Genomic DNA, 12874 nt, shown 5'->3' with positions numbered 1-12874 from the left:
ACCACATGACTCAATTCATGAACAAACGTGAGAATATCGTCACCGAGGCGATTGACGGGGTGATCATGGCCTCCGGCGGCAAGCTGGCGCGGCTGGATGGCTTTCCGCATATCCGCGTCGTGGTGCGGGCCGACTGGGACAAGTCGCGGGTGGCGCTGGTCTCGGGCGGTGGGTCGGGGCATGAGCCGGCCCATGCGGGCTTTGTCGGCCCCGGCATGCTGACGGCGGCGGTCTGCGGCGATGTCTTCGCCTCGCCTTCGGTCGATGCGGTGCTGGCGGGGATTCTGGCGGTGACGGGGCCTGCGGGCTGTCTCCTGATCGTCAAGAACTATACCGGCGACCGGCTGAACTTCGGCCTTGCGGCCGAGCGGGCGCGGGCCTTTGGCCGCAAGGTCAGCATGGTGATCGTCGATGACGACATCGCGCTTCCCGACCTGCCGCAGGCGCGCGGCGTGGCGGGCACGCTCTTTGTCCACAAGATCGCCGGCCATCTGGCCGAATCCGGTGCCGACCTTGCCGCCGTGACCGAGGCGGCGGAGCGGGTGATCGCCGGCACCAAATCCATCGGCATGTCGCTGGACACCTGCACCGTGCCCGGCTCGGCCAAGGAAAGCCGCATCGCTCCCGGCATGGCCGAATTGGGCCTTGGCATCCACGGCGAACCGGGGGTGGAGCAGGTCAGCTTCACCGGAGCCGAACAGGCCGTGGCGGCGATGGTGGAAAAGCTGGCCCCCGCGATGGGGCAGGGGCCGCATGTTGCCCTGCTGAACAACCTTGGCGGCACCTCGGTCCTGGAAATGTCGGTGCTGGCCTATGAACTGGCGCGGTCCAGCCTGGGCCCGCGGATCAAGCTGATGGTGGGGCCTGCCGCGATGATGACTTCGCTGGACATGCGGGGGGTGTCGATCTCGGTCTACCCGCTGACCCCGCAGGATGAGGTGGCATTGCAGGCGGAAACCCCGCTGGCCGCCTGGCCGGGGTGCCATGCGATGACGGCGCCGGCGCTTCTGGCCCTGCCGGATGGCTTGACGCCGATCCGGCCGATCCCCTCGGCCCATGCGCCGACGCGGGCCTTCCTGACCCGGTGCTGCGAGGTGCTGATCGGGATGGAGGCGGATCTGAACGCGCTGGATGCGAAGTCGGGCGACGGCGACACCGGCTCCACTCTGGCTGGCGCGGCGCGGGCCCTGATCGGCGCGATGGATCATCTGCCTTTGGCCGATCACACCCAGCTCTACCGCGCCATCGGGCTTGAACTGAGCCAGACCATGGGCGGTTCCTCGGGCGTGCTGCTGGCGATCTTCTTTGCGGCGGCAGGGGATGCGGCGTCGAGTGGGTTGACGATGCGCGACGCGCTGCGCGCCGGGCTGGACCGGATGCAGGAGATTGGCGGCGCAAGGCTCGGCGACCGCACCATGATCGACGCGCTGCAACCGGCGTTGGAGGCGCTGGACCAAGGGCTGCCGGCCGCCACCGCTGCGGCGCGCAAGGGGGCGGATCACACCGCGACCCTGCGCAAAGCCAAGGCGGGACGCGCGGCCTATGTCAACGCGGGCAATCTGGAAGGCCATGTCGACCCCGGGGCCGAGGCCGTGGCCCGCCTGTTCGAGGCCCTGTCGGCCTGACGCAAAAGGCCCCGGGGCAATGCCACGGGGCCTTCGCGATCAGCCAAGCCTTGAAGGAAGTGGCTCAGGCCACCGCGTAGTCGGTGTAGCCGTTAGCACCGGGGGTGTAGAACGTATCGGCATTGGCTGCAGCGAGCGGCTTGCCGGCCTTGAACCGCGCCACAAGGTCAGGGTTCGCGATGAAGGCGCGGCCGATGCCGACCAGATCGGTCTTGCCGGCGTTCACGGCGTCCTGCCCCGAGGCGAGATCGAAGCTGCCGCCGATGAAGAAGGTGCGCGACCAGGCTTTGTGCAGAGCGGTCAGGAAGTCCGCCGGGATCGGCGGATTGCCCATCGCGGCGTGATCGACGACATGCAGATAGACCAGACCGACCTCATCCAGCGCCTTGACCAGCGCCAGATAGGTTTCGTCCAGCTCCGGATAGGGCGCCATGCCCGAGGCCATGCCATAGGGCGAGAGCCGGATGCCGACCCGGTCGGCGCCGATGGCAGCCGCCACCGCTTGCGCCACTTCGACCACGAACTTGATCCGGTTGGCGACCGAGCCGCCGTAGCCGTCGCTGCGCAGGTTGGTCAGCGGGCTGAGGAATTGCTCCAGCAGATAGCCATTGGCGCCATGCAGCTCGATCCCGTCAAAGCCCGCCGCGATCGCGTTCTTCGCGCCGGTGACGAACTCGGCCTTGGCCTGGGCGATGTCGGCTGCGGTCATTTCGGCCGGAACCGGATAGTCCTGCATGCCGAGCGAGTCGGTGTACATCTGGCCCGCCAGCGCAACGGCGCTCGGGGCTACGATGCGGGCGCCGGCGGGCATGTTGGCAGGGTGGCTCACCCGGCCGGTGTGCATCACCTGGGCGAAGATCGTGCCGCCCGCAGCTTTGACGGCACCGGTGACGGCGGACCAGCCGGCAATCTGCGCATCGGTCCAAAGGCCGGGCTGGCGGGCATAGCCGCGCCCGTCGGGCGAGGGCGAAATCCCCTCGGTCACGATCAGACCGGCCGATGCGCGCTGGCCGTAATAGGTCGCCATGATGGCAGTCGGCACGCCATCGGCATCGGCGCGGCAGCGCGTCATCGGGTTCATCACGAACCGGTTGGCCAGTTTGTGCGGGCCCATCGCATAGGGTTCAAAGACAGAGATCGTCGGCATGTGGTTTCCCTTTCAAGGCATTTCTCCCATTCAGTGGAAGAACGGGCCTGCGGCCACAACGGCCCCGGGCGGCGCCATCTCTGTGCGGGGCTGCACCGAAGCCGGGGTTGAAATAGGGCGCGAAGACCCCCATCTACCGCCGCTTGCCCCCTGCCTTCGGCTTTGGGCAAGCTTATCCCGGCGCGTGGCGCTGTCTGGATGCAGCAGAAGGCTTGCACCTTTGGTTTCTTGGGTCTATCGGCTGATGCGTCCCCTCATATCGGTTTTTCGCCCATGAAGTTTCTCGACCTCACCAAAGTATTCATCCGCTCCGGCGGCGGCGGTGCGGGCTGCGTGTCCTTCCGGCGCGACAAATATGTGGAATACGGCGGCCCGGATGGCGGCGATGGCGGTCATGGCGGCTCGGTCTGGGCCGAGGCGGTCGAGGGGCTGAACACCCTGATCGACTATCGCTACCAACAGCACTTCTTCGCCAAGTCCGGCCAGCCCGGCATGGGCAGCCAGAAAACCGGCAAGACCGGTGAAGACATGGTGATGCGCGTGCCCTTGGGCACCGAGATTCTGGACGAGGACGAAGAGACGGTCCTGGCCGACCTGACCATCCCCGGCCAGCGCGTTTGTCTGGCCGAAGGCGGCAATGGCGGCTGGGGCAACCTGCGCTTCAAATCCTCGACCAACCGCGCGCCAGCCCGCGCCAACCCGGGGCAAGAGGGTGTCGAGCGCACCATCTGGCTGCGGCTGAAGCTGATCGCGGATGCGGGTCTGCTTGGTCTGCCCAATGCCGGCAAGTCGACCTTCCTCGCCGCCGTGTCGAACGCGCGGCCGAAGATTGCGGATTATCCCTTCACCACGCTGGTGCCCAACCTCGGCGTCGTGGGCGTCGATGGGTCGGAATTCGTCATGGCCGATATCCCCGGCCTGATCGAAGGTGCCTCGGAAGGCCGTGGCCTTGGCATGCAGTTCCTCGCCCATGTCGAGCGCTGCAAGGTCCTGCTGCATCTGGTCGATGGCACCTCTTCCACCATCACCAAGGATTACCGCACGATCGTTCACGAGCTTGAGGCCTATTCTGAAGTGCTTGGCGACAAGCCGCGGATTCTGGCGCTGAACAAGGTCGATGCGATGGACGCCAAGCAGATCAGCGACCGCCGCCGCGCCCTGGAAAAGGCCAGCGGGGGCGAGGTCCATGTGATTTCCGGCGTCGCGGGTCGTGGCCTGCAAGACGTGCTGCGCGAGATCCACGCCCGCATCAAGGCCGGCAATGCCAAGCCTGAAGAGGTGCAGCCGTGGCGGCCCTGAGCCATATTTCCGCCCCCGATATCAGGACGGCCCGCCGTCTGGTGGTGAAGATCGGCTCCGCCCTTCTGGTGGATGCGAAGGGTTTGCGGCAGGGCTGGCTTTCGGCGCTGGCGATGGATGTGGCCGAGGCCAAGGTGCGCGGCACGCAGGTGGTGCTGGTCTCCTCCGGCTCCATCGCCCTGGGGCGCAAGGTGCTGGGGCTGGGGAACGGGCCCCTGACGCTGGAGCAAAGCCAGGCCGCAGCGGCGGTCGGGCAGATCCGGCTGGCGCGGGCTTACGAGGAAGTGCTGGCGCCGCATGGCATCATCACCGGGCAGGTTCTGGTGACCTTGGAAGATACCGAGGATCGGCGGCGCTACCTGAACTCGCGCGCCACGATGGAAACGCTGCTGGGCCTTGGCGTGGTGCCGATCGTCAATGAAAACGACACCGTGGCGACGGATGAAATCCGCTTTGGCGACAACGACCGCCTGGCCGCGCAGATCGCGGTGACGGCGGGGGCGGATATGCTGATCCTTCTCTCGGATGTGGACGGGTTCTATTCGGCCAACCCGAAGGAAGACCCGACCGCGCAGCGCTTTGATCTGGTCCAGAAGATCACGCCCGAGATCGAGGCGATGGCGGGCGACCCGATTTCCGGCCTGTCGAAAGGCGGCATGAAGACCAAGCTTCTGGCCGCCAAGACCGCGGTGGCGGGGGGCTGTGCCATGGCGATCATGGAAGGCTCGACCCTGCGGCCGCTGTCTGCGCTGGCCAATGGCGCGAACCGGACCTGGTTTGTCGCGATCAGCGACCCGCAGGCGGCGCGCAAGCGCTGGATCAACGCGATGAAACCGCGCGGCGAACTGAAGCTCGACGCCGGCGCCGTGACGGCCATGGCGCAGGGCAAAAGCCTGCTGCCGGCGGGGGTGACCGCGGTCACCGGCAGTTTCGGCCGTGGCGACCCGGTGGCGATCGTCTCGCCCGAGGGGGTTGTCTTGGGCAAGGGTCTGGTGCGTTATACCGCCGTCGAGGCCAAGGCGATTGCCGGGCACCGCTCTGGCGAGATCGAGGCGATTCTGGGCTATCAGGGGCGTGCGGCCCTGGTGCATCGTGACGATATGGTGATATGATCCCACCCGCCGGGGGTTTCATACCCCCGGACCCCCGTGGGATATTTTCACCAAAATGAAAGGGTGAAGGATGGACGGGCAGTTCTCCGATCTGATGACAGACATTGGCCGCAAGGCGCGGGCGGCTTCGGCCGAGCTCGCCTATGCCAGCCAGGAGCGCAAATATGCGGCCCTGGTCAGTGCGGCGCATTTCGTCTGGGAAAGCCGGCAGGCCATTCTGGACGCCAATGACGAGGACATGGCTTACGGCGCCGCCAAGGGGCTGAGCCCGGCGATGATGGACCGGCTGCGGCTGGATGATCACCGCTTGCGCGGGATCGTCGATGCCTTGCGCGCCGTGGCGGAACAGCGCGACCCGGTGGGACGGGTTCTGGCGGAATGGGACCGGCCGAACGGTCTGCACATCCAGCGGGTTGCCACACCCTTGGGTGTGATCGGCGTCATTTATGAAAGCCGGCCCAATGTGACGGCGGATGCCGGAGCCCTGTGCCTGAAGGCCGGGAATGCGGTGATTTTGCGCGGCGGCTCGGAAAGCTTCCATTCCTCCACCGCGATCCATGACTGCATGGTGCGCGGCCTGCGCGAAGCGCGGCTGCCCGAGGCCGCGATCCAGCTGGTTCCGACGCGCGACCGCGAAATGGTCTCGGCCATGCTGACGGCGACCGACTATATCGACGTCATCGTGCCGCGCGGCGGCAAGGGTCTGGTGGGTCTGGTGCAGCGCGAGGCGCGGGTGCCGGTCTTTGCGCATCTGGAAGGGATTTGCCACGTCTATGCCGACAAGGACGCCGACCTTGAGAAGGCGCGCCGTGTGGTCCTGAACGCCAAGACGCGGCGGACCGGGGTTTGCGGCTCGGCCGAATGCCTGCTGATCGACTGGAAGTTTTACACCCAGCATGGCGGCGTGCTGATCGAGGACCTGCTGAGGGCCGGGGTCGAGGTGCGCACCGAGGGCGAGCTTCTGAAGATCCCCGGCACGGTGCAGGCCGCACCCGACGATTTCGGGCGCGAGTTCCTCGACATGATCATCGCCGCCAAGCTGGTGGATGGCGTCGACGAGGCCATGGCGCATATCCGCAAATACGGCTCCAGCCACACCGAAAGCATCCTGACCGAGAATGACGAGACGGCTGCCAAGTTCTTCCAGCGGCTCGACTCCGCGATCCTGATGCGCAACGCCTCGACCCAGTTCGCCGATGGCGGCGAGTTCGGCATGGGCGGCGAGATCGGCATCGCGACCGGCAAGCTGCATGCGCGCGGCCCGGTGGGCGCGGAGCAGCTTTGCAGCTTCAAATACCTTGTGACCGGGGATGGCACGATCCGCCCCTGAGACGGTCAGAAGCTGAGCTTGATCGTGGTCTGCCCCAGTTCGGCCGACAGGCGGTACTGGCGGCGGGTGATCTCCTCCGCCGCGAGGGGGAAATGCACGACGGCGGGGGTGATCTCGGGGTCGGCGGTCGGATCGGCGAGCATGGCCCAGAGCGAGGCGTCGAGCCGCAGCTTGGGCGCTTCGCCGATGATATGCCAGCGCCCGCCGTCAACCGTCACCGTGATCTTGCCGCCGTAAGCCATCGCACTTTCCAGGCACATCAGCAGCAGGAAGGCGATCTTGACCTCGCCCCGCGCCAGATCGGTGCCGGTGTTCCATTCGATGGCAAGCCTGCCGCCCCGTGTCATGTCGGTGATGATGCTGGCCACTTCGGACCGGCCCAGCCGCTGTTCGCCCGCCGCCGCCCCGAAGGCCACACGAAAGAACCGGATGCGGGCATTGGCATGGCCGACGCTTTCCGAAATCAGCGCCATTTCGGGCCCATGGGTGCCGGTGTCCATCATCAGCAGCTCCAGCCCATTGCCGATGGCGCCGATCGGGCTGATAAGGTCATGGCAGATGCGCGACCCGAGCAGGGCGGCGAGGTCTGATTTGTCTGACATGGCAATCCTTTGCGGAGGCTTAGATGCGGCTCGATAGGTCTTCTGGTCTGGAACCGGGAATGCTGGTGCGCCATCCGGCAGAAGCCGAGTGGGGCCTTGGTCAGGTACAGTCCCTCATAAATGGTAAATGCACAGTTAACTTCGAAAATCGCGGCAAGGTGGTGATTGATACGAACCTTATCAGCCTTGTTGTGGATTTTTCCACTGGCCCCTCGCCATGACGGCAATTTGTCACGTTTTTGTGTCACTTGACGCTCATGGCAAGCTGAGCCACCCTTCCAGGACCCTGATGCGCCGGACCCGATGACCCTTGATGCCGCTGCCCTGACGCTTCGCCTGGCCCGTGATGCCAGAGACCTGCGCGCTGCCCAAAGGTTGCGCTACGACGTCTTCGTGACCGAATTGGGCGCCGATGGGCCGCTGGTGGACCATGAAAACCGGCTGGAGGCGGATGAGTTCGACCCCTGTTTCGACCACCTCCTGCTGATCGACAGCCGCCGCGACCCGGAGACCTTGTCGGATGTGGTGGGCGTCTACCGACTTTTGCCGCCCGAACGCTTCGCAGCCGCCGGGCGCTATTATTCCGAGGGCGAGTTCGACCTGTCGCGCCTCAAGTCCAGCGGGCGGCGTTTGCTGGAGCTGGGACGGTCTTGCGTGCACCGCGACATGCGGGGCGGGGCCGCGATGTTTCTGTTGTGGAATGGTCTGGCCGAATATGTGCTGGAGCGCGGGATCGAGGTCCTGTTCGGCGCGGCCTCGTTCCACGGCACTGATGCGGCGGCCTTGGCGCAGCCTCTGTCGCTCCTCCATCACCATCACCGCGCGCCCGAGGCTTTGCGGGTGACGCCGCAGCCGGCGCAAGCGCTGAACATGGATCTGTTGCCGGAAGAGGCGCTTGACCGGGCCCGCGCGATGGCGGGGATCCCGGCGCTGATCAAGGCCTATCTGCGGCTCGGCGGTTTTGTCTCGGACGGGGCCTGGATCGACCGGGCGTTCAACACGATCGATGTCTGTCTGGTGATGGACACCGCAAGGATGAGCGGCAAGCACCGCGATTTCTACACGCGGAAATCGGGGCGCGAGGGATGAGCGACTGGCTTTCGGCCCGTCCGGCGCCCCGGCGGATCGGGCCGGGCGGCTGGCTGCGGGTGATCTGGCGCGGCGGGCTTCTGGCGTTGGTGGCCTATGGCGGGTTAGCGCTGCTGCTTCTGCTGCGGCTGGTGGAGCGGCCGCTGCACGGGGCGGCGCGGCCCTGGACCCCGCATATCACGCAAGCGGTGTGCCGGACGGCTTTTGTCCTTCTGGGAATCGGCCACAAAGTCAGGGGTGCGCCGATGAAGGCCCCCGGGGCGATGGTGGCCAACCACACTTCCTGGCTGGATATCTTCGCGCTGAACGCGGCGGCGCGGATCTATTTCGTCGCCAAGTCCGAGGTCGCCGCCTGGGCCGGGATCGGCTGGCTGGCGCGCGCCACCGGCACGGTCTTTGTGACCCGCAAGGGCGCCGAGGCCAAGCGCCAACAAGCGATGTTCGAGGCGCGGCTGGCCGCGGGCCATCAGCTGCTGTTCTTCCCCGAGGGCACCTCGACCGACGGGATGCGGGTGCTGCCCTTCAAAGCCACGCTCTTCGCCGCCTTCTTCAGCGCCGATGTGCCCGAGCCCTTGCAGATCCAGCCGGTGACGGTGATCTGGCACGCGCCCAAAGGCGCGGATGCGCGGCATTATGGCTGGTATGGCGACATGGATTTTGGCCCGCATCTCTTGATGGTGCTGGCCGATCCCCGCCCCGGCCGGGTCGAGGTGATCTTTCACGCCCCCGTGCCAGTGCATTCCTTCCCCGACCGCAAGAGCCTTGCGGCCTATTGCGAAAGGGTGATCCGCACCAGCCATGTCGGCGCGGATCAGCCGGGGGCGTAGGGCCTTACAGGATCGGCTTCAGCAGGGCCTTGAGGGCGGCGAGCGGGTCTTCCTCGCCCCAGATCTCGGGGCCGACGGCGAAAAAGTCGGTGACCGGGGCGAAGCTTTCGACCAGCTCGGCGGTCAGGGCGCCTTCGGCGACGACGGGAACCTCGATCATCTCGGTCCACCACTCGAACAGATCGCGCGGTGCCTGCGTGCCGAGGCCAAGGCCCGCGGCGCCGATCGGCCCGAAGGAGACGTAATCGGCCCCGGCCTCGCCCGCCGTCATGCCCTCATGCCGCGTGGTGCCGCAATAGGCGCCGATGATGGCATCCGCGCCGAGGTCCTTGCGCAGGCTGCGCACGGCGCGGGCGCCGTCGGTCAGGTGGATGCCGTCAAGCCCGTGGCGTTCGACGAAGAGGACGTGGTTCTCGATCATGATCGCCACGTCGCGGGCATGGGCCACAAGACGGCAGGCATCGGCGGCGCGGCCGATCTCGTCGGTGTCCTTGGTGGCGAGGGTCAGGCGCAGCGCCGCGATCTCGACCCCGTCCATCACGCGGGCCAGCGCCGTGGGGAAAAGGTCGAGGTCCAGGCTCGGCGGGGTGATGAGGGTGATCTGCGGGCGGTCCTGATTGGCCAAAGCGGGCTCCTTCGCGGTGAATGCGCCCGTTTAGCCTAAAGCGGGGCGCTTGTCAGGGGGGACGGGGAGGCGTATCTGCGGCGGGTCGCAAAGAGAGGCCTGCAGATGATCCCTCCTGTTTTCGTTCTGGTCCGCCCGCAGATGGGCGAGAATATCGGCGGGGCCGCCCGGGCGATGCTGAACTTCGGGCTGGAGCGGATGCGGGTCGTGGCGCCGCGCGACGGCTGGCCCAACCCGAAGGCGGTGGCGATGGCCTCGGGCGCGGGGCGGGTGCTGGACAATGCCGGGATAAGTGAGGACCTCGACGGGGCGCTGGCCGACTGCGATTTCGTTCTGGCCACCACGGCGCGGGGGCGGGAGTTGACGAAGCCGGTCTATACGCCCGAGGCCGCGATGGAACTGGTGCGGGCGATGGCTGCTTCGGGCAAGAAGGTCGCGATCCTGTTCGGGCCGGAGCGGGCGGGCTTGGAAAATGATGACATCATCCGGGCCAATGCGATCGTGACGGTGCCGGTCAATCCGGAGTTCTTCAGCCTGAACCTCGCCCAATGTGTCCTGCTTCTGGCCTATGAATGGCGGCGGCAGACGGTCGAGGTGCCGGGGATGGTGCTGGAGATGGCCGGGGCGGATTTTGCCAACGCCGGGGAAATCGCGGCTTTGGCCGGGCATTTCGAGACCCAGCTGGACGAGGCGGGGTTCTTCTTTCCGGAATTGAAGGCGCCGAAGATGAAGCAGAGCCTGCGGAACATGTGGTCGCGGCTGGGGCTGACGCGGGCCGAGGTTCAGACCTTTCATGGCATGCTGCGGCAAATCGCTTACCGGCTGAAAAAGCAGGGCGAGTGAGATTGCACGCGTGCAATCTTTGGTAAGATGTTGTTTTCGCTATATTCTGATAAGTTTCTTCATGTGTTGTTAACCGTGATCGGCGGCGGAACGGGGGGCTCGCCCCCCGCACCCCCGAGGATATTTATGGACCAATGAAACGGGGGCGCATTGAAAAACGGGGCGGCAAGCTCTAGAACATTGTGGCAACCGGGAGGGCGGCGCCATGTCTGATCTGAAGATTGACTATGTGGAGTTTGCCAGTGGCGATCTGGCGGCGAGCAAGGGGTTTTTCGCGCAGGCCTTCGGCTGGGGCTTTGTCGATTACGGGCCGGAGTATCAGGCCTTTGCCGATGCGGGGCTGGACGGCGGGTTGGACGGCTCAGGTGCGACCCCGGCGGGACGGGCGCTGGTCATCCTGAAGACCGACGATCTGGAGGCCGCGCTGGCCCGGGTCGAGGCCGCCGGCGGCGTGGTGACCAGGGCGATTTTCAGCTTTCCGGGCGGGCGGCGGTTTCACTTCCGCGCGCCGGGTGGGGTGGAAATGGGCATCTGGTCCGAGGTCTGAGGTAGCCCCGCCCTGGGGAACTCCTCTGCGCAACGGGGGAGATCGTGGGGGGCGGCGATTACGCGGGCTTTCGGCAGAGGACCTGGATCGGATGGGTCCGGTTCTCCTCGATGTTGAGGGCGGCGTTCCTTGTTTTGGCGGGCGCGGCCGGGCCGAGCAGGATGTGCAGGCCGAAGGGCGGCAACTGGCCGCTTTGGGCCAGTGCCATCGCGCGCTTGTAGCCGGCCAGATAGGCGGGGCCGGTGTCGGTCACCGCCACATCGACAAAACCGGCCTTTTGCAGGAAGGCCACGGTTTCGGCGGGCGTCACGAGATAGGCGCCCGTGCCATCCTCGGACCAGGGCAGGGGATAGACCGGGTCGGCGCCGTTGCCGCGACCGTGTTCGGTCAGGGCAAACCAGGCGCCGGGTTTCAGCACCCGGAAAGCCTCGGCGAAGAAGCGCGGGCGGTCGGCGACGTTCATCGTGACATGCTGGCTATAGCCGCCGTCGAACATCTGGTCGGGGTAGGGCAGGTGCTGGCCATCGCCCAGGACGATGGCAACCCGGTCCTGCAGGCCAACGAGGGCGGAGAGCTTGTTGGCCGCCTCGACGAAGGGTGCGGTGATGTCGATTCCCGACACCGAACAGTCGAAACGCCGGCTGAGATAACGGGCGGGGCCGCCGATGCCACAGCCGATGTCGACGAGATGGTCGCCGGCCCGCACCGGAAGCGCGTTGGCAAGCTCGACGGTCGCGGCGAGGCCGCGGGCGTGGAAATGGTCGACCGGGGCCAGTTGCTCGACCGTCACGCTGTCGGGCGAAAGCCCCGCTTCCTGCATCGCGGTCAGGATGCGGCCATAGACATCGCCCGTGCCCCAGTGTTCGGAAATATCCGGCTGTGCCATCTCCGCCCCCCCTTTGCGCCTGTGACAACCCCCGCAAGTCTGCCGCACCTCGGGCCAAAAATCAATGAAGCCGGGCCCGGCGGCGCGCGCTTGCGGGACCGGCGGCTGCCGACTAGGCTTAGGGAAAGATGCAGCAAGCTTGGGGTGCGGGATGCGGCGGCGATGACGATCACGCAGGAAGACGATCTGGACGGGCTGAAGGTGATCGGCCGGATCGTGGCCAATACGATGCATGCCATGGCCAGGGCGATGGAGCCGGGCATGACGACGCGCGAGCTGGACACCATCGGTCGGGCCTTGCTGGAGCGGGAGGGGGCGACCTCTGCCCCGGAGGCCACTTACGCTTTTCCGGGGGCGACCTGCATCAGCATCAATGAAGAGATCGCGCATGGGATCCCGGGGGATCGGGTGATCCGGGCCGGGGATCTGGTGAATATCGACGTCTCGGCCAGCAAGGACGGGTATTTTGCCGATACCGGGGCGACGTTCCGGATGGGGCCGGTGCGACCCTCGCTGGAGCGGCTGTGTCGGGATGGGCGCAAGGCCATGCAGATCGGGGTGGCGCAGGTGGGCGCGGGCAAGCCTCTGGCCGGGATTGGCGCTGCCATCGGGCGGTTTGCGCAAGCTGGGGGCTATACGCTGATCCGCAACCTGGCGAGCCACGGCGTGGGCCGGGCCCTGCACGAGGAACCGGGCGAGGTGCCGACCTGGCCCACGCGCGGCGACAAGCGGCGGATGCACCGGGGGCTTGTGCTGACGGTGGAGCCCTTCCTGTCGCTCGGCGGGCTTTGGGCCAACGAGGGGCGGGATGGCTGGACGCTTTACGCCGAACCCGCGGCCCCGGTGGTGCAATATGAGCATACGGTGGTGGCGACGGAGAAGGGGGCGATTGTGGTGACCTTGCCGGGGTGAGGGGGCGGTGGCAAAGCGGACGTTTGACAA

General features: G+C 66.5%; 14 protein-coding genes. 10 read left to right on the top strand and 4 right to left on the bottom strand.

The features are described from left to right. Window positions 1–5 precede the first annotated feature (5 nt). A complete protein-coding gene (locus AC1DVR_RS20505; protein ID WP_478002474.1) occupies window positions 6–1625 on the top strand; it encodes a dihydroxyacetone kinase subunit DhaK in 1620 nt (539 codons plus the stop codon). A 64-nt stretch (window positions 1626–1689) separates the two neighbouring features. On the opposite strand, the gene AC1DVR_RS20500 is transcribed toward AC1DVR_RS20505, so the two are convergent. Next, window positions 1690–2772 carry an alkene reductase gene (locus tag AC1DVR_RS20500; protein WP_478002473.1) on the bottom strand — a complete coding sequence of 361 codons (1083 nt, stop codon included), beginning with the start codon at window positions 2770–2772 and terminating at the stop codon, window positions 1690–1692. 273 nt (window positions 2773–3045) lie between these two features. Here AC1DVR_RS20500 and obgE point away from each other — a divergent pair, with 273 nt between their 5' ends. From obgE to AC1DVR_RS20485, 3 genes are all read left to right on the top strand, one after another. Then, entirely contained in the window at window positions 3046–4071 is a 1026-nt protein-coding gene (obgE, locus tag AC1DVR_RS20495) for a GTPase ObgE (RefSeq protein ID WP_478002472.1), read from the top strand. Next, the gene (gene proB, locus AC1DVR_RS20490) at window positions 4059–5183 is read left to right on the top strand and encodes a glutamate 5-kinase (protein WP_478002471.1); all 1125 of its coding nucleotides are present in this window, start codon (window positions 4059–4061) and stop codon (window positions 5181–5183) included. Before obgE ends, proB begins: the two co-directional genes overlap by 13 nt. 70 nt (window positions 5184–5253) lie before the next feature. Beyond that, the gene (locus AC1DVR_RS20485) at window positions 5254–6513 is read left to right on the top strand and encodes a glutamate-5-semialdehyde dehydrogenase (RefSeq protein WP_478002470.1); all 1260 of its coding nucleotides are present in this window, start codon (window positions 5254–5256) and stop codon (window positions 6511–6513) included. A gap of 5 nt (window positions 6514–6518) precedes the next feature. On the opposite strand, the gene AC1DVR_RS20480 is transcribed toward AC1DVR_RS20485, so the two are convergent. Then, window positions 6519–7115, bottom strand: a complete 597-nt coding sequence (locus AC1DVR_RS20480) for a histidine phosphotransferase family protein (RefSeq protein ID WP_478002469.1) — start codon at window positions 7113–7115, stop codon at window positions 6519–6521. A gap of 23 nt (window positions 7116–7138) precedes the next feature. Here AC1DVR_RS20480 and AC1DVR_RS20475 point away from each other — a divergent pair, with 23 nt between their 5' ends. From AC1DVR_RS20475 to olsA, 3 genes are all read left to right on the top strand, one after another. Then, window positions 7139–7336: a DUF3553 domain-containing protein gene (locus AC1DVR_RS20475; protein WP_478002468.1), complete on the top strand. Its 198-nt coding sequence runs from the start codon at window positions 7139–7141 to the stop codon at window positions 7334–7336. A gap of 82 nt (window positions 7337–7418) precedes the next feature. Continuing rightward, window positions 7419–8204, top strand: coding sequence for an L-ornithine N(alpha)-acyltransferase (gene olsB / locus AC1DVR_RS20470; protein WP_478002467.1), 786 nt, complete (start codon window positions 7419–7421; stop codon window positions 8202–8204). Then, the gene (olsA, locus tag AC1DVR_RS20465) at window positions 8201–9031 is read left to right on the top strand and encodes a lyso-ornithine lipid O-acyltransferase (RefSeq protein WP_478002466.1); all 831 of its coding nucleotides are present in this window, start codon (window positions 8201–8203) and stop codon (window positions 9029–9031) included. Before olsB ends, olsA begins: the two co-directional genes overlap by 4 nt. Window positions 9032–9035: 4 nt before the next feature. Here the strand turns inward: olsA and AC1DVR_RS20460 are convergent, their stop codons facing one another. Further along, window positions 9036–9656 carry a thiamine phosphate synthase gene (locus AC1DVR_RS20460; RefSeq protein WP_478002465.1) on the bottom strand — a complete coding sequence of 207 codons (621 nt, stop codon included), beginning with the start codon at window positions 9654–9656 and terminating at the stop codon, window positions 9036–9038. A 105-nt stretch (window positions 9657–9761) separates the two neighbouring features. On the opposite strand from AC1DVR_RS20460, the gene AC1DVR_RS20455 reads away from it, so the two are divergent. Beyond that, the gene (locus AC1DVR_RS20455) at window positions 9762–10499 is read left to right on the top strand and encodes an RNA methyltransferase (RefSeq protein WP_478002464.1); all 738 of its coding nucleotides are present in this window, start codon (window positions 9762–9764) and stop codon (window positions 10497–10499) included. Window positions 10500–10704: 205 nt separating this feature from the next. After that, the gene (locus AC1DVR_RS20450) at window positions 10705–11046 is read left to right on the top strand and encodes a VOC family protein (protein WP_478002463.1); all 342 of its coding nucleotides are present in this window, start codon (window positions 10705–10707) and stop codon (window positions 11044–11046) included. Between the two features lie 58 nt (window positions 11047–11104). On the opposite strand, the gene AC1DVR_RS20445 is transcribed toward AC1DVR_RS20450, so the two are convergent. Then, entirely contained in the window at window positions 11105–11932 is an 828-nt protein-coding gene (locus AC1DVR_RS20445; protein WP_478002462.1) for a class I SAM-dependent methyltransferase, read from the bottom strand. Between the two features lie 162 nt (window positions 11933–12094). On the opposite strand from AC1DVR_RS20445, the gene map reads away from it, so the two are divergent. Continuing rightward, on the top strand, window positions 12095–12844 hold the full coding sequence (gene map / locus AC1DVR_RS20440; protein ID WP_478002461.1) for a type I methionyl aminopeptidase: 750 nt from the start codon (window positions 12095–12097) through the stop codon (window positions 12842–12844). The last annotated feature ends 30 nt before the right edge of the window (window positions 12845–12874 follow it).

This window comes from Rhodobacter sp. P2_H5, from assembly GCF_056403335.1.
Note: the sequence above shows the minus strand (reverse complement) of the source record. Positions and strands in the feature narration are given on the sequence as shown.